This is a genomic window from Ruegeria sp. SCP11, assembly GCF_040329455.1.
Taxonomy (GTDB): domain Bacteria; phylum Pseudomonadota; class Alphaproteobacteria; order Rhodobacterales; family Rhodobacteraceae; genus Ruegeria; species Ruegeria atlantica_E.
This window is the reverse complement of record NZ_JBDZYG010000003.1, coordinates 174,113-191,554: the sequence shown is the minus strand read 5'-3', so window position 1 is coordinate 191,554 and position 17,442 is coordinate 174,113. Positions and strand designations below refer to the sequence as shown.

Here is a 17,442-nt window from a genome sequence, read left to right as displayed (position 1 = left end):
TCAACACCCACCAAGGATTGACCTCACTGATCCGTCATACCCATCGTTATGCGCATGACAACATCGGATGAGAATCTGGCCAAGGCTGCCGCGAAAGGGGATGCAGACGCGTTCGCGACCCTTTTGGCACGGCACTACGATCGGATGTTTCGTCTGGCTTTCCGCCTGACGGGGCGGGCGGATCAGGCCGAAGACCTAGCGCAGGATATCTGCGCGGCGTTGCCCGCTAAAATTGCTGGATTTCGGGCTGAGGCAAAGTTCACGACGTGGCTGTACCGGGTTGTGGTTAACGCAGCCGAAGATGCACGCCGCCGTCAGGCCAGCCACAGCCGCGCCGCAGCAGGATGGGGAGACGTGGAACAAATGCGTCGTGCCGAAGCGGTGGAAACTGCTGAAGCGGTTGATTGGTTGCAGCGGGCCATGCGGTCCTTGCCGCAAGAGTTGCAGGACACACTGGCCCTGACGTTGGAAGATGAGATGACTCATGCCCAGGCGGCCGAGGTTCTGGGCGTGTCCGAGGGCACCGTGTCTTGGCGCATGTCGGACATTCGCAAGCGCCTGCGTGCTCTGCGGCAAGAGGAGTTGGCAGAATGACAGACGATCTTGAAGACCTCAAAACGCTGATGGATGCCGCAACCCCCGCTCCGGATGTGCGGCGTCGGGCCGAGAATCTGGAACAGGCTCAGAAAAATTTTCTACGCGCCCAAGGATTGCTCGGTGCCATGCGTCCGACTGTCAAGCGAGGCCTGATGCCCCGCCTGACAGAAGGAGCGAAATCGATGCTGAACGTCCTCTCTCATCGCGGTGCACTGACCGCGACAACCGCAATCGCTGCCGTGGCCATGGTGATGATCCTACCGCAGACTTGGGAATTTGCGAAAAGCCCGACTACTCTGCCGACCAATAAACGTGTCGAACCACAGGTCCAAACGGCTGAAGTTGATCAGGAAGACGAACTTGCTCACGGAGTTCCCCAGAACTCTTTGCCTGAACCCGTTATTGAAGCGCCGGTGATCGTCGAAGAACTCGCCGCTGAGTCGTCAGTGGTTTCGCAGCCGAAAATGCGCTCATTTAGTTCGGAGGCAGATAGCAGCACTGGGTTAGGAATAGCCTCTGGTGCGCTACTTGGCACGCCACCATCAACCGCCCCAGCCCCGGTTCAATCGGACCTAAGCATTGCTCCAGAAACAGATACCGAAGCTTTTGCCAACGCTGATACCAATCCTTTGAAGGTCACGACCGAAGACCCGGCGTCGACCTTCTCGATTGACGTCGATACGGCCTCTTATTCGATTATCCGATCCTCACTGATGCGTGGGCAATTACCACCGAAAGACGCGGTGCGGGTCGAAGAAATGGTAAATTACTTCCCTTACAGCTATCCCGCACCCGAGGGAGCCACGCCATTCCGCCCTACGATTAAGGTGACTCCGACGCCGTGGAACGATGGCACACAACTGGTCCATATCGGTATTCAGGGCGCTCTGCCTGAGATCGAAGACCGCCCGCCGCTGAACCTTGTCTTTCTGATCGATACATCTGGGTCGATGCAGAATGCGAATAAGCTGCCGCTGCTCAAGCAATCCTTCCGCCTGTTATTATCTGAACTGCGGCCCGAGGATCAGGTCTCAATCGTCACTTATGCGGGTAGCGCCGGGCAGGTGCTGGAACCGACCGCTACGTCAGAGCGGACCAAAATCCTGGCCGCGTTGGATCAGTTGGAGGCTGGTGGCTCTACCGCTGGGCAGGCCGGGTTGCAGCAAGCCTACCAGGTTGCAGAAAGCATGGCTTCGGAGGGCGAAGTCACCCGCGTGATCCTTGCCACTGACGGCGATTTCAATGTTGGCCTGTCAGACCCTGACGCCCTGAAGGATTTCATCGCCAAGAAACGCGACAGTGGCACGTTCCTGAGCGTTCTGGGCTTTGGCCGGGGCAATCTGGATGATGCCACAATGCAGGCGCTGGCGCAGAATGGAAACGGGCAGGCGGCCTATATCGACACGCTGGGCGAAGCGCGCAAGGTTCTGGTCGATCAACTGACCGGGGCGCTGTTCCCGATTGCCAACGACGTCAAGATACAAGTTGAATTCAACCCGGCCCAGATCGCCGAATACCGTCTGATTGGGTATGAAACCCGTTCTCTTCGACGCGAGGATTTCGCAAATGACAAGGTGGATGCAGGAGATATCGGAGCGGGTCACACAGTGACGGCGATCTACGAAGTCACTCCGGTCGGTTCGGACTCAATCCGCAATGGCCCGCTGCGCTACGCCGAACACGTAGAGGCAGAAGACACGGACGAGATCGGTTATTTCAAGTTGCGCTACAAACAGCCGGGCGCGACTGAGAGCCGGCTGATCGAGGAACCAATCTTTCTCGGTCAGGGGACGGCGTCCGAGGATGTTCAATTCTCCTACGCGATCGCCGGGTTCGGGCAGTTACTGCGCGGCGGGGACTACCTGGGGTCATGGTCCTATGATGACGCCATTGCGCTGGCCAATTCAGCGAAAGGGCAGGACACGTTCGGGTATCGTGCCGAAGCCGTCACACTGATGCGATTGGCTGAAACACTAGCTCAGTGAGGTGGGGCGCTGTCGCGCGACAGCGCCCGTTTTCTGAGCTTAATACTGTCTGGGATTGTTGGCGGCGTGGGTGTTGATCTTTCGAACACTCCATTCCACCGCATCCCGCATGGTTTTCCCCAAGGCGTCATCGAACGCCTTGACCAGATCAGGAGTCTGGTCGCTGGCAGCGACCACGTATTCGCGGAAGGAATCCGAGGCGATGATTTTGTCCTCGAACTCATCGATGATCTTGATGTTTATGCGTACTTCAACCCGGATGGTCTGAGACCCATCCGGATTGGTGATCGCCAGTCCTTGAAATTCCCGCAAATCGGGCACTATGACATAGTCTGCCCGCAAGCCTACCGTTGAGCGACCAACGGCTGCGACTTTGCCGCTGTTTTCATAACTTTCAACCAGCAGCGCCTGTACGATCAGAGGTGCGCGATCCACCCAACGTGCGCGAGGCAGATACTGGACCTGCAATGGTGTGGGCTGGATCGCGATCTGATCGGTGTTGACCGTCGCCGTAGCTGTGGGTTCCTGCACCACGATCTGTTTTTGTACGCGTGGAAGTGATGCCGAAAACGTGCTTTTTGGGGTCAGCAGGTACAAGTCATTCGGCTTAGATGCCTGTCGCAGTGTTCCCAAGCCCGTGCAGCCACCAAGCGACACGAGTGTAAGCGCCAAAAGAAAAAACCGGATCATTGGCGAAACTCCGATGCTTGGGTTCCAAGTAGGAAGCGTGCGGGGTCACGTTCGACTTTGTCCACCAATCGGTCAAGACTGACGACCAACCGTTGAGATTCTTCGACAAAGCGTGTGAATTGAGGCAGGCCGACCCGCAGGAAATCCGAAAGCTGGCGCCGGTTTTGCTGCACGATACCGTCGATCGTACTCAACAGTTCCGAGGCGGACTGCGACGCGCTGAGGATATCGGCCGAGATTTTGTCTAACCGTTCAGTGACGTTCTTCACCGTGGACGCGACCTCGTTCGCGGCGGTGCTGATGTCTTCCATCACTGCGCCGACATCATTGTTTATAACCTCATTTGCGGAATCAAAGGCACGCTCTGCTGAAGTCAGAGCGCCTTTTGCCGTTTCCATCGTTCCGGTGATCGACCCAAGCGTTTCATTCGCGTTCACGAACGTTTCTGAAATCGTCGCCAGAGAGATTTCGGCTTCATCCGTCAGCCCGTTCAGATTCTCGGCCAGGGTGGAGGCGCGGTCGATGAACGGTTTCACATCGTCCTGAATTACGCGGTCCGCGTTTTCAATGGCAGTTTTTGCACTGTCCAGCGTGGCGGTTGCGGACTCCGAAGCCGTCTTCACGCTCTTCAACGTATCTGTTCCGGTCGTAAGAGTTGTTTCGGCCGTATCGACCAGCGTGTCCAGATCATCAGTGAAATCGGCGATTTTCTTGGCCGCACCGCCCAGATCAGAGGACAGGGTTTCGAAATCCGATAGTGTCTTCTCAAGTTTGCCCGATGCGGATGCAAGGTTGTCGAGAATGTCGCTGACGTATTCGCGGTTTTTATCGTCGACCACTGCGTTGAGGTTTTCCAGAAGAGTGACCGCCTCATCCAGCACTTTTGGGGCACCTTCAAATAGCGATTGGATCGCACTGCGCTTGCTTTTGATCACGCTGTTTTGTGGTAGCTTTCTGCCGCTGGCTGATCCGCCCGTGAGTTCTACGTAGCTCACACCCGTTACGCCAAGGGACTGCAATTGCGCAATCGTATCCTCTGTTACGGGAATCTCTGCATCGACCTCTAGCTTAACGCGCACCTTCGACGGATCGTCATCGTCCAGCTTCAGCGAAATCACTTGCCCGACGGGCAAACCGTTAAAGCTGACACCTCCAGCCGCTGAAAGACCCGAAACATTGTCGAACAGTACGTCATAATACGCGTATTGCCGGGACACCTCGAATTTCGCCAGCCACAAGAAAAAGCCGAACGCGCCAAGTATACCAGCAAGGGTGAACGCGCCGATCAGGATATAGTTCGCTCGGGTTTCCATGGCCTCTACCTGTCCTGCCCCTTCTCTTGCGCCGCGCGCGCCCGGGGGCCGGTGAAGTATTCCTGCACCCAAGGATGATCGACTTTGGTCATTTCTTCAATCGGTCCTTCAACCAGTACGCGTTTTTCTGCAAGCACTGCGACGCGGTCGCAAATGGCATAGAGGCTGTCCAGGTCATGCGTGACCATGAAAACAGTTAATCCGAGGGCATGCTGCAACTCACCGATCAATTCGTCATAGGCGGCTGCACCGATAGGGTCCAAACCAGCAGTCGGTTCGTCCAGAAACACGATTTCGGGGTCCAGCGCCAGGGCGCGGGCTAGCGCGGCCCTTTTCCGCATACCTCCGGAGAGTTCGGCCGGGAATTTACCACAGCTCAACTGTGGCAGACCTACGAGACTGATTTTCAAGCTGCCGAGCGCCTGCATCAGTTTTTCACTGATCCCCGTGTGTTCGCGCAGTGGAGCCATCACGTTCTGCAAAACGGTCAGCGAGGAGAACAGTGCGCCGTCCTGAAACGCAACTCCCCAGCGCTTTTCGATGCGTCTGCGTTCCTGTTCGGGGCCGTTCAATACGTCGACGCCCAAAACCTCGATACTGCCCGAAGCGGGTTTGTTTAGTCCGACAATCGTGCGCAAAAGCACAGACTTACCTGTACCCGAACCGCCTACTATGCCCAGCACCTCACCACGCCAGACATCAAGGTTAAGATTCTGATGGACCACCTGCGGCCCGAACTGGTTGGTCAGGTTGCGCACACGGATTACCGCTTCGCGCTGCGCGCCGGTGTCTGCTGTCTGTTCAAGCACGGTCCCGTCCATGTCAGATATCCAACACCGAGAAAAAGATCGAGAACAGCGCGTCCAATGCGATCACCATAAAGATCGACTGTACTACCGAAGCCGTTGTCCTTTGGCCGACGCTCTGAGCCGAGCCTTTGACCTGCATCGCCTGCCAACATGCGATTACCCCGATGACGACAGCGAAGAAAGGCGCTTTGATCATACCAATGACAAAGTGCCAAATTCCCGTGCCTTCCTTCAAACGGGTCACGAACATGCCGGGGCTGATGTCAAGGTCGATCCAGCTCATCAACCCGCCGCCGAATAGGGCGGCCATATCGGCGATGAATCCAAGAATCGGCAGCATGATCAGCAAGGCCACAACGCGCGGGATCACCAGCACCTCGGTTGGGTCCAGACCCAGCGTGCGCATGGCGTCGATCTCTTCCTGCACTTTCATTGACCCGATTGACGCGGTAAAGGCCGAACCGGATCGGCCTGCAACAATGATAGCCGTCAGCAAAATCCCCAACTCGCGCAGAACCGAGATCGAGATCAGCTCGACCACGAAAATCTCTGCCCCGAACTGTTTCAGCTGCGTGGCGCCTTGGAAGGCCAGCACAACGCCGATCAGAAAACCCATCAAAGCAACGATTGGGATGGCCTTAAAACCCACTTCCTCCATTTGGGATACCAGGGCCGCCTTGCGCAATCGCCACGGCATCACGATGGTACGGGCGAGGCGATGCAGCGTTAATCCCAGAAATCCCAGCATCGAAAGCGTGTCTTTCCAGGCTCCGACAGTGCGTGCGCCGACCTTTGCGACCCAATCGACAAAACTGCGCTGTTCGGTTGCCGTGCCCGGCTCGTCCGGTATGTTTTGCGCAACTGTGTTGAGCAACGCAGAATGGGCCGGGCTTAGCCCTTCATACGTGACTTGAGCTCCCACGGCGCGGGCTCGCCGTGCCATATCAGCAATCATCCAGGCTCCGCCGGTATCCAAAGCTTCGATCCCGGAGAGATCAAAGGTGATATTGTCACCTTGCGGCTTGATCGCGCTAAAGGCCTGTTCCACGGAGTCCAGAGATTGGGTCAGCATTTCGCCCGAAATCCGTAGGCAGACGCCGTCGGCGTCATGGTCCGAATGTATCATGGGCTGCGTCATGGCCGTATGTGATGTGAAACCGTATTGACCTGCAACGGAATTTTGCACGCGCAAGACAATTGCCGCTGCATCATAGCAAGCGTGTGACAATTTCAAGGTGGTGGACAGTCGCTGTGCCCATAATTGGTTAACAAGCTCATTTATTATTTGGATTTAACCATTAAGCCTGAACAAGCATCCGCGTAAGGAAGCGCTTGCCGGGAACACGGAACCGCTACAGAGTTCGCTTTTGATACGCCTCGGTGGAATCAAGGTAAGTAAAATGAAGCGTGCCGGAAATATTCTGTTCATCATCATTGACCAATTGCGAGCGGATTGCCTGAGTGGCGCCCTTGCTGCCCATGTCGATCTACCGAACTTGCGGGCTTTCAGGGATGATGCAGTCAGTTTTGATAGGCATTTCTCGGTCACCAATCCATGTGGCCCATCGCGCGCTTCGATCCTGACAGGGCAATATGCGATGAACCACAGGTCGGTGCGCAACGGCACACCGCTGCGGCATGACGTTCCGAATTTAGCGACCGAGATGCGTAAGGCCGGTTATCTACCTATGCTGTTTGGATATACCGACACTGCCGCCGATCCTCGTGTACACGATCCAGGCGATCCGCTTCTGAAATCCTATGAGAATCCAATGGTCGGGTTTCACGAAGTCATCGAGATGCGGCTTGAGGAATCCTATCCCTGGCGCGCGCACCTGATGCAGAAAGGGTATGTGTTCGACGAGTATTGGGATTTGTACAAACCGGTTTCCGAAACCGGCGGTGAACCGCGCCTCAACGATCCGGCGCGGTACCGTGCCGAGCACAGTGATACCGCATTTCTGACAGATGCGTTCCTGTCCAATATTGCGCCTTTCACGGGTCAGAACTGGTTCGCCCACCTGACCTATATCCGACCACATCCGCCGTTGGTGGCCCCAGCGCCATATAACGACATGTACGACCCATCCACGCTGCCCCTGCCAGCTGGGTTTGACGAGGCATCGGTAGAGCGGGCGCTGCATCCGTTCTTTGGCCCTACATTGGACAGTCAGTCAGTCGCGGATTTTGTCGAGGGTTTTGGCACTGTCGAGTCAACACCTGAGAACATTCAGGCCCTGCGCGCAGTTTATCTGGGGTTGGCCACCGAAGTGGATCACCACATTGGCCGTGTCATCCAGTTCCTCAAGGATAGTAATCAGTATGAAGATACCCTTCTGGTGATTACAGCTGATCACGGAGAGATGCTGGGTGATCGTCACAGCTGGGGCAAGATGACAGTCTATGATGCCGCGTATCACACGCCGCTGATGATCCGGTTGCCGGGCAATCAGGCTCGGGCTGGAAAGGTGGTATCTGCACCGACCGAGTCCATCGACATCACTCCGACGATCTTGGAATGGGCCGGGCAAGCGGTTCCGAACGCGATGGACGGGCGGTCCCTGATGCCCTTGTTGCAGGGGCAGGAGCCAGAGGATTGGCGCTGCTATTCGTTCAGCGAACTGGATTTCTCTGAGCCCGAGAACCCGACGCCGTGGCAACGGCAACTGGGCACTGGCAATAGTGACTCGTGCCTGTGTATTCTGCGGGAGGAACGATTTACTCTGGTAGAGTTTGCTGCCGACTTGCCACCGATCCTGTTCGACCATCACGGTAGAGGAGAGTTGGAAAACGTCGCTAAAAATACCGAAAATACGGCTGATTTGGCGCGTTTGGGGCGACAGATGTTGCGACATCGGATGCGCAACACAGATCACACTTTATCCCTGTATTCGCTTACGCCCGAGGGTGCCAAATCCAAACCTCGCTACTAAGCCCAATCTGTCGCGTTCATGCCCCCTACACCTGTGAGTTATCCGGTGTTACGCATGGATCACGGGGAGGGTGAATTTGGACATTACTGAACAGCAGATAAAGGCGATGACAACAGCGGGTCTGAACCTGATAGGTCAGGCTCTGTCAATCTACGACAGTCAGTTGCGGCTGGTGGTCAGCAATCGCCGCTTTCAGGATATGTTCGATCTGCCGGAAGAATTGGTACAGCCCGGAGCATTGTTTAGCGATACGATCCGCTATCTTGCCAATCATGGCGAATATGGCGATGACGTCGATGTTGAGGATGCCGTCAACCAGCGGGTTCAGCAGGCGCTGACATTTGAACCACACTACATTGAGCGCGTTCGCGCCGACGGGAGTGTGATTTCGGTCGAAGGTGCTCCCCTGCCAAAAGGGGGCTGGGTCTCGGTCTATACGGATATCACCAATACCAAACAGGCCGAAGCTCTGCTGCGCGCTCGGTCCAAGGAGTTGTCCGGCCAATTGCTGGACCGTGCCGAGGAGCTGTCTGGAGCCAATCGCAAACTTGCCGCCACCAACACTGCCTTGGAAGAGGCCAAGCGTCAGTTGACCGAGATAGAAGCCCGCACGCGCATGACCACCGAGATGATGCCGGCTCATATCGCCCATCTGGATCGTGATAAGAGGTACGATTATTCGAACCACAGACTTAGTTCTGTAATGCCCGGCCGCCCATCCGAAATTCTGGGAATGCATATTTCCGAAGCACTAGGTGCCACGGCCTTCACACGCGTCGAGCCTCATTTGCAGAAAGCCTATGACGGTGAAACCTCGGTATTCGAGTTCACCGAGGATCAGGATTCTCGCCGTATTCGTGTCTCGTTTTCACCGGATGGAGAAGGTGGCGTTTACGTAATGTCGGTGGATATCACCGAGGAAACTCAGGCGCGTGTTGCGCTGCAACAAACACGACGCCGTGAGATGGCAGCGCAGATGACCAGTGGGCTAGCGCATGATTTCTCGAACCTGCTGACGATTATTTTGGGTATGCAGTCCCGGTTGGAAAAAATGGACTTGCCCGAGGACGCACGTGAGCTTGTGGCAGCGACCCAGCAAACCGCGCGCCGGGGTGGGCAATTGCTGAACCGGATCGCGGATATGACGGGTAACCGGACGCTTCAGCCTAAAGCAACTGATATGCGTGGTCTGTTGGAGGACTTGCGCGTTCTGGCTTCGCCATCTCTGCCACGCGGCGTCGGACTATCCGTCGTGAATACGCTGCCGGACGACGCGCTGATGTTGGATCCGGGTATGATTCAAGATGCCTTGTTGAACCTGGTTCTGAACGCACGCGACGCCAGCGGTGGGTTCGGACAGATCACGATCAGCGCACACAAAATCGGTGACATTTGGATTGAGATAGCAGTTTCTGACACTGGTCCAGGTTTTTCCAAGGAAGGGTTGGAGAACGCATTGAACCCATTCTTTACCACCAAGGGCAGCAAAGGATCGGGGTTGGGGCTGCCAATGGTCTATGACACCGTGAAGCTTGCTGGCGGGGATCTGAATTTGCGCAACACTCCTTCGGGTGCGACGGTGGCCATGCGGCTGCCTTACCGACCTGCGCCACCCGTACAAGAAGGGTTGGTGCTGCTGGTCGAAGACAATGACGACCTGCGCGGACAGTTTCGTGACATGCTCGTGGAACTCGGGTGTTCGGTGATCGAGGCAACTTCGGTCGATGAGGCCTTGGCCCTGACTGAGGAAATTGACGAAATCGCGTTTGTTTTGTCGGACATTCGTCTCGAAGGGCAGGGCACGGGGCTTGACCTTCTGGCAAAACTCAAGCTGGGGTTGCCTTGTGCGTTAATGACCTCTCTGCCCTATTCAGACCCTTTGCACCGGCAAGCGCTGACTCTTGCACCGGTGCTAAGCAAACCATTTACGAGAGCGCAACTGTCTGCCCTAATCCGAAACGAGGCCACCTGATGACTCTACCGTTGGTCACAATTGTCGACGACGAGCCCGAAATCCGACGTGTTTTGACTGATGCGCTTGAAGAAGCTGGGTTCCGCACCCAAAGTTTTGCGCGAGCTCGGGAATTTGAAGCCGCGCTGAAAAGGGTTACTCCGGATGTGTGTCTGGTCGACTTGTCATTGCCAGACACTGACGGGTTGGCTCTCGTCCACCGGTTGGCGCTGGAACAGGGTGCAGCGGTGATCATCATTTCCGGTCGCGCGCAGGTGCAGGATCGCGTTACGGGGCTAGAACTTGGGGCGGATGACTATATCACCAAGCCGTTTGATCCGGCCGAAGTGGTGGCCCGTATTCGTGCCAGGCTACGGCCGCCACGGGCGCAGGTCGCACAGTCAGAAGTGGCGCGGTTCAACGGTTGGACCGCATATTTTGATCGCTATGTTCTCGTGGACGACAGCGGTGCGGAACTCCCGTTCAGTCACGCGGAAGGTGAGGTTCTGCGTCTGTTCCTCGAGAGCCCAAAGCGCCTGATCAGCCGCGCTCAGATGCAAGAAACCCTAGGCGGTGCAGCTGGAGACAGTTTCGATCGTGCCATGGACGTGCGTATCTCGCGCTTGCGGACGAAATTGGGGGAAGATCCTAAAAACCCGCGCCTGATCAAAACCATTTATGGCGCCGGATACATTTTTCTCGGGGATGTTGAGTGGCAGTAAACGCAGGTCAATATCGGAAAAGAGGAAGCTGAACTCTGCCGGATCTGCAAAACAGTCATATATTACAGTATATTATAATCGTAGTTGATGTGATTTTTGATTTTAATGTCGGCTGGGACACATGGTTTCCAATATTGGCACTCAGCCTGCGGATTGTTGGTGAAGCCGCGCAAAACTAACAGCATCCCACCTGATGATGCGTGTGACGCAAAGTACCAGGCAGGTGGTCGGTGTAATCGTCACCAGCTTCGTTTGCGATCTGTCGACACTGATCAGTCTTTCAATTGATGTGATTAATCAGGAGCAGTTTGGTACCATCCTGTCCCTCGTTGTTGGGTTGATTGCGTTGAAAAGCATACGCTTTTTCTCAAAGCACTTGCAGTCGAACATGCGGCCTGAGTTGAAATCAAAGCCCGAAATTATCAAGTGTCTGTAGGAAAGGTCCGGCGGCATCAGAGCATCAAAGTTTGTGCTTTTGATTGTTGCATGAATTGTACGATCAGATCCGTTGAGAGACGCGTAAACTCGATTTCCTAATCGAGTTGATAACTAGTCCTCTGATAGATTGCCCGGCCGGTCTGGCCCTTTCGTGCAATTTGCTGATCAACACAATGGGATCGCCGGTTAAGAGCCGACTTCGGCAGGACAACTGATATCTTGATGTGCCGCTCAGTTGAAGGCCTATGAACCGGAAAGGCGAAGTCATCTAGGTAGGCATACGTGAAACCTAGGTTAACAAGAGTCTGCCCCAGCGTGGAGCCAATGAGCACAAGCCTATTCGCGCAGTGCCCTTTCTTTGATTTTCACAACCGGTTGCAGGAGGTATTCTAGTACCGTCTTGTGCCCGGATAGAATGTCGACTTCAGCTAACATGCCCGGTATGATTTCGACGGCGATGCCGTTGGCATCCAGCATTGAATTGCTGGTTTCGATTTCAACAACGAATACCTCTTCGTCATTGCGTTCGGACCGTGTGATCGTGTCTGCGCCAATCCGCGTAATCTGACCGTTCAACGATCCGTAGCGAGCGAAATCATAAGCTGTGATTTTGACCTTTACAGGTTGACCAGCATGTAAGAACGCAATGTCCTCCGGACGCACATAGGCTTCGACAAGCAGTGTGTCGTTTAATGGAACGATCTCTATCAGTTCCTCACCGCTGCGTGCTAGCCCTCCGATCGTACTGCGATGCAATCGATTCACGATACCCCGAACCGGGGATCGCACCTGCGCTCGCTCCGCCCGGTCGCGCAGGGCTGGTAACACCGGTCGCAGTGCTGCAAGTTCAGTAGTTGCCAGAGCCAGATCATTCAGCGCGGCGGTACGGAAGCGGCTGCGTGTCGCGCGAATACGATCGTCTATTTCATCTAATCCGGTCTTTAATCGGTTGGTCGCGGCGATTGCCCGGGTTCGGTAACCCTCCCATTCGGCTTCTCCTCGCCGCAGCGTCAATAGCGTCGTAGCCGGTTCCATCCGTTTTGTCACAAGAGGCTCCATCATAGCACGCTCTTCGGCTAACAGTCTGAGTGTTTGATCGGCAGTCACGCGATCGACCAACCCTTCTTCATATTCTTGCTGTTTTTGTTGTCGCTGCCTTTCAAGGATCGTAATTTCCGCTCGTAATTCAGACCGCCGCCCTTGGTATAGCGCAGTTTCCGACCGCACGACTTCGGGCGCTCCTTCGATCAAATCCGGTGAAAAAAATAGTTCTGTATCGTCAATTTCCGCCTGCAAACGCCGGGCGCGCGCCATCAGGCCGAAGGCACGTTGTTGTTCTTGACTCAATTGACTATCGATTTGTGTCGTCTCGAACTCCATTAACAGTGTACCTTTTTCGACGACCTGCCCTTCACGGATTAGCAGTGATTGCAGGACGCCGGGTTCGGTGGCCTCAATCACCTGAATGTCGCCAGATGGCACGATCCGCCCGTCAACGCGTGTCACATCGTCCAATTCGGTAAGATGTGCCCACAATCCCAATGCGATCAGGCAAGAGGCAATTGCGAACAACAGCAATGATCCCCGTATTGGCGAGCGCCCGCGCATTTCTCGGGCGAGGGTGGCGAGATCAGGATGCCGCGACATTCAGATGCCTCCTTGCTTTGCGCGCGTGTTGGGTGAGCAAGCTCTTGGGCCCGTCTGCGGCCACTCGCCCGTTTTCAATGACGATGACGCGGTCCACCAATTCCAACAGGCTGGTTCGATGTGTGACGATAACCACTGTGGTGTCTTGTGTAGCCTGTTTTAGGCGGCGGATAACCTCGGCCTCGGTTTTCACATCCATCGCGCTTGTCGGCTCATCCAAAAGCAACACAGGAGGCCGTCCGATCAGTGCTCGTGCCAAAGCAATGGCCTGACGCTGACCGCCAGACAACCCTTCTCCCCGCTCGGCAAGTTTCAAATCATATCCGTTAGGTGTCCGGGCCACAAAATCTTCGACGCCAGCCACCTGTCCAGCATCGATCAGATCCTGATCCCGCGGTCTGACAGCTCCACTTATTATGTTTTCGCGAACCGTCCCCGAAAACAACCAGATGTCCTGCAGTACAGATCCGACATTGCGGCGCAAGTCACCAGGGTCAATCTGGCGGATGTCGACTCCATCCAATGTGACCGAGCCAGAGCGCGGTTCATAAAGCCCAAGTAGCAAGCGTGTAATTGTACTTTTCCCAGACCCGATCGGCCCCAAGATCGCTACTTTTTCGCCGAGTTCAATTGAGAAGGATACCCCTGCCAAAGTTTCGTCAGTCTGATCGGGGTATGCAAAATGCACGTCCTTGAAATTAATGCAGCCAGCAAAGTCGCGCCGACTGATCCAGCCTCTTCCCAGCGGCCGTTCGCTATCAGCTTGCATCAATGTGTTCAGACTACGGTAGGCACTGCGCGCTTGATTTACGCGAGTCAGTGTCTGTGCAAGTTGGCTCAATGGCGCCAAAGCCCGACCGGTCAGCATCACCGAAGCAACAAGTGCGCCCATACTGGCCTGACCATCAGTGATCAGGAAGACGCCGTAGAAAACAATAAGAACTTGCGCTGCTTGTTGCGTGAATCCGGTTATATTCAAGGCGAACTGCGTCACTGCCCGACTACTCGCGCCGTGTGAGGATTGTCGTTCTAATGCGGCCTCCCAGCGGGCGCGCATTTGCCTGGCGGCAGCGGTGGTCTTAATGGTCTCAAGTCCTGAAACTGTCTCGATCAGAACAGATTGCTTGGACTGACCATCTGCAAAGTTCCTTTCTGCCAGACGAGACAGCACCGGCTGAACGGCGCCCCCAGCCAATAAAACTATTGGAACCGCTAGGGCAGGGATAAGCGCCAAAGGTCCACCCACCAGATGGATGACAAAGATGAAGAGTGCGATAAATGGCAGATCAACCAGCGCGACTAGTGTTGCCGAAGTAAAGAATTCGCGCAGGGTTTCGAACTCACGAATTGTACTTGCCATGGCGCCGGTGGAGCCGGTGCGCGCCTTCATGCGTATGTTAAGCACCTGATCGAAGATGCGGCGCCCCATTAGCATGTCAGCTTGTTTCCCGGCGCGATCAATGAAGCCTGCGCGCAGTAATTTCAAAATGAAATCAAACCCTAGGGCGATACCGACACCCGCCGTCAGAGCAATGAGGGATTCGGTCGCCTCGTTCGGAAGTACCCGGTCGTAAACGACCATAATGAAGATGGAAGTAGACAGCCCTAATAGATTGGCGAGTGCCGCAGCAAGGATTACCTGGGTATACGACCATCGGTTTGCTGCTAATGCCGACCAGAACCAGTGTCCAGCGACAGGTGTCACACCTGCTGAAATCTCTTCCTCGTGGTTGCGGCGAAACAGAATGGCGTATCCAGTATAAACCCGGTGCAGTTTGTCTTCTGAAACTTCACCAATCCCGTGTCCGAGATCTGGGTCAAAAATCAAAAGTTGCCCATTGCGCGTACGACCATGGAAAACAACCGCTTTGTCATTGTCCAAAAGCAATAGGGCGGGTGTTAGGTTTGCGTCGAAGTCGCAAAGTCGATGTTTGCCGTATCCCGTTTGCAATCCGGCCTTTTGCGAAGCTTCGAGGGCGTCGCGAACGGTCAAATCACCCGTTGGCCCCGATTGAGCGGCATACAAGGCCGCCAAAGTCATCGGGCGATTTAATTGGGCGGCGACATGCAAAATGCAGGCCTCAAGGGATGACAGAGTAGATTCCCGAGAAACTGGTAAGGGCTGCGTCACAAGCTATCCTCCCATTTGGTTGTTGAAATCCCCAAAAGATCAAGAATGTCCCCGGTGAGGCTCAACGCGGCGTAGTTTGTCAAAAAGAAGTTCCGTTCCGCCAGGATCAGCCTTTCCTGTGCATTCACGTAGTCTCGCTGCGAATCCAGAATTTCGATCAAGCTGCGTCTACCGATAGTGAACTGTTCTCGGGCCGCAGCGACACTGTCGGCATTCGCGTCAACTGCGGTTCGGGCTGCTTGCAGTCTGACAGCACCTGCTTGCTGGTCTGATCTGACAAACCCCAACTCTCGACGGATATCCCGGATGACAGCATAGCGCGTGAATTCGGCTTCTTCGACTTGTGCCTCCGCTGCAGCGATAGCAGCCCGGCGTTGCCCTGTGCTGTCGATTTCGTAGTTGAATGAAAGATCAACGCCAAAATTAGCGTCGTTGCTGTCGTCCCGATCAGCAAATGCAGCAATTTGGACCCCGGGTTGGCGCCTTGCAAGGGCTGCTGCGTATTCGGCTTTTGCGGCCAGCAACACGGCATCAGATCGTCTGACCTGTGGGCTATCCATCACGATTTTCTCATCGGTTCGCGAGAGTTTAGGCGCCGCGATTGGGGAAGGCAGGACTCCGGGTGCCACGCCAAAGAATTCGCGGAATTGCGCATTGGCGCGATCCAGTTGTGCCCTGGCATCGGCCAGCCGCGTCCGCGCATCCGCTATGCGAGAGCGCGCCGTCAGGACATCCGCATTCGACCCAACGCCCTGATCGGTGCGCTCAGTGATCTGGTACACCAACTCTTCATGAACGGTTACATTTTGGGCCGCTATTTCCAGAAGCTTCCTTCTGTCCAGTACCACAACGTAGGCTTCAATCGTGGAGAGAGCGATAGCCGACGCTGTTTGTAGTTGGTCGCCCCGACCTTGCAGTACGCGTGCTCTCGCAGCCGCCAGATCGTTTGATGCGGCACCGCCGTCATAAACCAACTGCGAAATACGAAGATACGGAGTGACATCGGCAATGTCAGAATCAACGCGTTCGGATCGAGCATTAATACCGACAGAGAGTTGTGGTAAAAAAGCTCCCTTTGCAGCGACTTCATTGGCTGTGGCGATTTCAAGCCGAGTTGCGCTTTGCGCCAGATCCGGGCTGGCTTCGACAGCGGATCGGATTCGCTGACCAAAAGAACTTTGGGCAAGTTGCGGCGCAGGCATGCTGGCACCAACTCCAATCGAGCCGCGGGACAGTGACACGTTAACCCCTGTAAGATCGGGTGGAGCCGTGCAGGCCGAAGTCAGCGCGGCAAGAAAGAGTAAACATACAATTTTGAGTCTACGACTGCTTATTGGCATAGGTGTTTCACACCCCACTTATTCCGAGAATTTCATCATTCCGCGCATTGGCCATTGCACAGAGAAAACCGGAAACATCTGAATTTTTGGTGTATTTCTCCAGGTAATTGGCTTGAACAATCTGTTGCTGCACTCGATTCAGCCATTCGCAATGTGAAAGCGAGATGTGATGCGCGTGAACCAAAAAAAAACTACCGGACTCGAGCAGTTTTAGTTTCTCGGATACGGGCAAGTTTTTTGTTCGAAGCGTGGAAACGCCAAGCGTTCCCTGCGGCAGAGCGATCCCATTATGAGAACTCATTGGTTCAAACAGGCCCAATGCTTCGATTTGTCGACAAAGTTCCAGCGTTGCTTGCTTGGACGCTTCGCGGGCTTGCAAAAAGCTCCTCACGTCATCCAGTGCAGATGAAAGCGTTCCATTGTGGCTAAAAAACGCCTCGTCCCTGGGATTGTTGCTTATTAACCCAGATGCTTCATCCACACTCAGCCGAAAAAGTGGGGTCTGATCTGCGGTTTCATTGCTGATGAATTCAGCTTGAAAAGGGTAACATCGCAGATCCGAAGGTACATAAGATGCCAACCACAGGCCGTCTGGCGAGACGAAAGGAGTGCTCGAACTGTCCGAAAGGGATAGAATTGCCCGTGGTTCAATGCCCTGGTTTGTATTCTTGAATACGATCGGAAAAGCTGCAGCGGCTTGTGGGAGTTCTTGTAGAACAACTGCACAGTCAGTGCGAGTGGCTGCGAAACTATAAGAGGTGAAACGTTTCCAAAACCTGTGCCCATGCCGAGCAACAGTAACTGGAACAAGGCCGTTCTGCGCCATTGGTGCCCCAATAAATTGTAGTGGGCTGTCGACTCCTGAGGCCGACAGCCAATTTGGTTA

General features: G+C 54.9%; 14 protein-coding genes. 6 read left to right on the top strand and 8 right to left on the bottom strand.

Translation table 11 applies throughout. The features are described from left to right. The first annotated feature begins 54 nt into the window (after positions 1 to 54). Positions 55 to 594, top strand: coding sequence for an RNA polymerase sigma factor (locus tag ABLN94_RS06395; protein WP_352990563.1), 540 nt, complete (start codon positions 55 to 57; stop codon positions 592 to 594). Next, positions 591 to 2,582 (top strand): vWA domain-containing protein, encoded by a 1,992-nt coding sequence (locus ABLN94_RS06390; protein WP_352990560.1) that lies wholly within the window; start codon positions 591 to 593, stop codon positions 2,580 to 2,582. The genes ABLN94_RS06395 and ABLN94_RS06390 overlap by 4 nt, the downstream gene beginning before the upstream one ends. A 39-nt stretch (positions 2,583 to 2,621) precedes the next feature. On the opposite strand, the gene ABLN94_RS06385 is transcribed toward ABLN94_RS06390, so the two are convergent. From ABLN94_RS06385 to ABLN94_RS06370, 4 genes are read right to left on the bottom strand one after another with little or no spacing between them, the layout of a single operon-like run. Continuing rightward, positions 2,622 to 3,272 carry an ABC-type transport auxiliary lipoprotein family protein gene (locus ABLN94_RS06385; RefSeq protein WP_352990557.1) on the bottom strand — a complete coding sequence of 217 codons (651 nt, stop codon included), beginning with the start codon at positions 3,270 to 3,272 and terminating at the stop codon, positions 2,622 to 2,624. Further along, positions 3,269 to 4,585 (bottom strand): MlaD family protein, encoded by a 1,317-nt coding sequence (locus ABLN94_RS06380; protein WP_352990555.1) that lies wholly within the window; start codon positions 4,583 to 4,585, stop codon positions 3,269 to 3,271. Before ABLN94_RS06380 ends, ABLN94_RS06385 begins: the two co-directional genes overlap by 4 nt. A 5-nt stretch (positions 4,586 to 4,590) precedes the next feature. Next, positions 4,591 to 5,406, bottom strand: a complete 816-nt coding sequence (locus tag ABLN94_RS06375; protein WP_352990552.1) for an ABC transporter ATP-binding protein — start codon at positions 5,404 to 5,406, stop codon at positions 4,591 to 4,593. Position 5,407: 1 nt separating this feature from the next. Then, complete coding sequence (locus ABLN94_RS06370) at positions 5,408 to 6,520, bottom strand: ABC transporter permease (RefSeq protein WP_352990549.1); 1,113 nt, start codon at positions 6,518 to 6,520, stop codon at positions 5,408 to 5,410. A 274-nt stretch (positions 6,521 to 6,794) separates the two neighbouring features. Here ABLN94_RS06370 and ABLN94_RS06365 point away from each other — a divergent pair, with 274 nt between their 5' ends. The 4 genes from ABLN94_RS06365 (at position 6,795) to ABLN94_RS06350 (ending at position 11,436) form a co-directional block, all read left to right on the top strand. Beyond that, positions 6,795 to 8,327 (top strand): sulfatase-like hydrolase/transferase, encoded by a 1,533-nt coding sequence (locus ABLN94_RS06365; protein WP_352990546.1) that lies wholly within the window; start codon positions 6,795 to 6,797, stop codon positions 8,325 to 8,327. Positions 8,328 to 8,403: 76 nt separating this feature from the next. Next, complete coding sequence (locus ABLN94_RS06360) at positions 8,404 to 10,299, top strand: hybrid sensor histidine kinase/response regulator (protein ID WP_352990543.1); 1,896 nt, start codon at positions 8,404 to 8,406, stop codon at positions 10,297 to 10,299. Next, positions 10,299 to 11,000, top strand: coding sequence for a response regulator transcription factor (locus tag ABLN94_RS06355; protein ID WP_352990540.1), 702 nt, complete (start codon positions 10,299 to 10,301; stop codon positions 10,998 to 11,000). The genes ABLN94_RS06360 and ABLN94_RS06355 overlap by 1 nt, the downstream gene beginning before the upstream one ends. A gap of 193 nt (positions 11,001 to 11,193) precedes the next feature. Beyond that, entirely contained in the window at positions 11,194 to 11,436 is a 243-nt protein-coding gene (locus tag ABLN94_RS06350) for a hypothetical protein (RefSeq protein WP_352990538.1), read from the top strand. A 338-nt stretch (positions 11,437 to 11,774) separates the two neighbouring features. On the opposite strand, the gene ABLN94_RS06345 is transcribed toward ABLN94_RS06350, so the two are convergent. The 4 genes from ABLN94_RS06345 to ABLN94_RS06330 form a co-directional block, all read right to left on the bottom strand. Continuing rightward, a complete protein-coding gene (locus tag ABLN94_RS06345) occupies positions 11,775 to 13,085 on the bottom strand; it encodes an HlyD family type I secretion periplasmic adaptor subunit (RefSeq protein ID WP_352990536.1) in 1,311 nt (436 codons plus the stop codon). Continuing rightward, on the bottom strand, positions 13,069 to 15,216 hold the full coding sequence (locus ABLN94_RS06340) for a type I secretion system permease/ATPase (RefSeq protein ID WP_352990532.1): 2,148 nt from the start codon (positions 15,214 to 15,216) through the stop codon (positions 13,069 to 13,071). The genes ABLN94_RS06345 and ABLN94_RS06340 overlap by 17 nt, the downstream gene beginning before the upstream one ends. Then, the gene (locus tag ABLN94_RS06335) at positions 15,213 to 16,457 is read right to left on the bottom strand and encodes a TolC family protein (protein WP_352990530.1); all 1,245 of its coding nucleotides are present in this window, start codon (positions 16,455 to 16,457) and stop codon (positions 15,213 to 15,215) included. The genes ABLN94_RS06340 and ABLN94_RS06335 overlap by 4 nt, the downstream gene beginning before the upstream one ends. Positions 16,458 to 16,563: 106 nt before the next feature. Further along, positions 16,564 to 17,382, bottom strand: coding sequence for a SapC family protein (locus tag ABLN94_RS06330; RefSeq protein ID WP_352990527.1), 819 nt, complete (start codon positions 17,380 to 17,382; stop codon positions 16,564 to 16,566). Positions 17,383 to 17,442 lie beyond the last annotated feature (60 nt).

Excerpts from the sequence above, each read along its gene's own strand:
- ABLN94_RS06395 (WP_352990563.1), top strand. The coding sequence starts at position 55 with ATGACAACATCGGATGAGAATCTGGCCAAGGCTGCCGCGAAAGGGGAT.
- ABLN94_RS06390 (WP_352990560.1), top strand. The coding sequence starts at position 591 with ATGACAGACGATCTTGAAGACCTCAAAACGCTGATGGATGCCGCAACC.
- ABLN94_RS06385 (WP_352990557.1), bottom strand. The coding sequence starts at position 3,272 with ATGATCCGGTTTTTTCTTTTGGCGCTTACACTCGTGTCGCTTGGTGGC.
- ABLN94_RS06380 (WP_352990555.1), bottom strand. The coding sequence starts at position 4,585 with ATGGAAACCCGAGCGAACTATATCCTGATCGGCGCGTTCACCCTTGCT.
- ABLN94_RS06375 (WP_352990552.1), bottom strand. The coding sequence starts at position 5,406 with ATGGACGGGACCGTGCTTGAACAGACAGCAGACACCGGCGCGCAGCGC.
- ABLN94_RS06370 (WP_352990549.1), bottom strand. The coding sequence starts at position 6,520 with ATGATACATTCGGACCATGACGCCGACGGCGTCTGCCTACGGATTTCG.
- ABLN94_RS06365 (WP_352990546.1), top strand. The coding sequence starts at position 6,795 with ATGAAGCGTGCCGGAAATATTCTGTTCATCATCATTGACCAATTGCGA.
- ABLN94_RS06355 (WP_352990540.1), top strand. The coding sequence starts at position 10,299 with ATGACTCTACCGTTGGTCACAATTGTCGACGACGAGCCCGAAATCCGA.
- ABLN94_RS06350 (WP_352990538.1), top strand. The coding sequence starts at position 11,194 with ATGATGCGTGTGACGCAAAGTACCAGGCAGGTGGTCGGTGTAATCGTC.
- ABLN94_RS06345 (WP_352990536.1), bottom strand. The coding sequence starts at position 13,085 with ATGTCGCGGCATCCTGATCTCGCCACCCTCGCCCGAGAAATGCGCGGG.
- ABLN94_RS06330 (WP_352990527.1), bottom strand. The coding sequence starts at position 17,382 with ATGGCGCAGAACGGCCTTGTTCCAGTTACTGTTGCTCGGCATGGGCAC.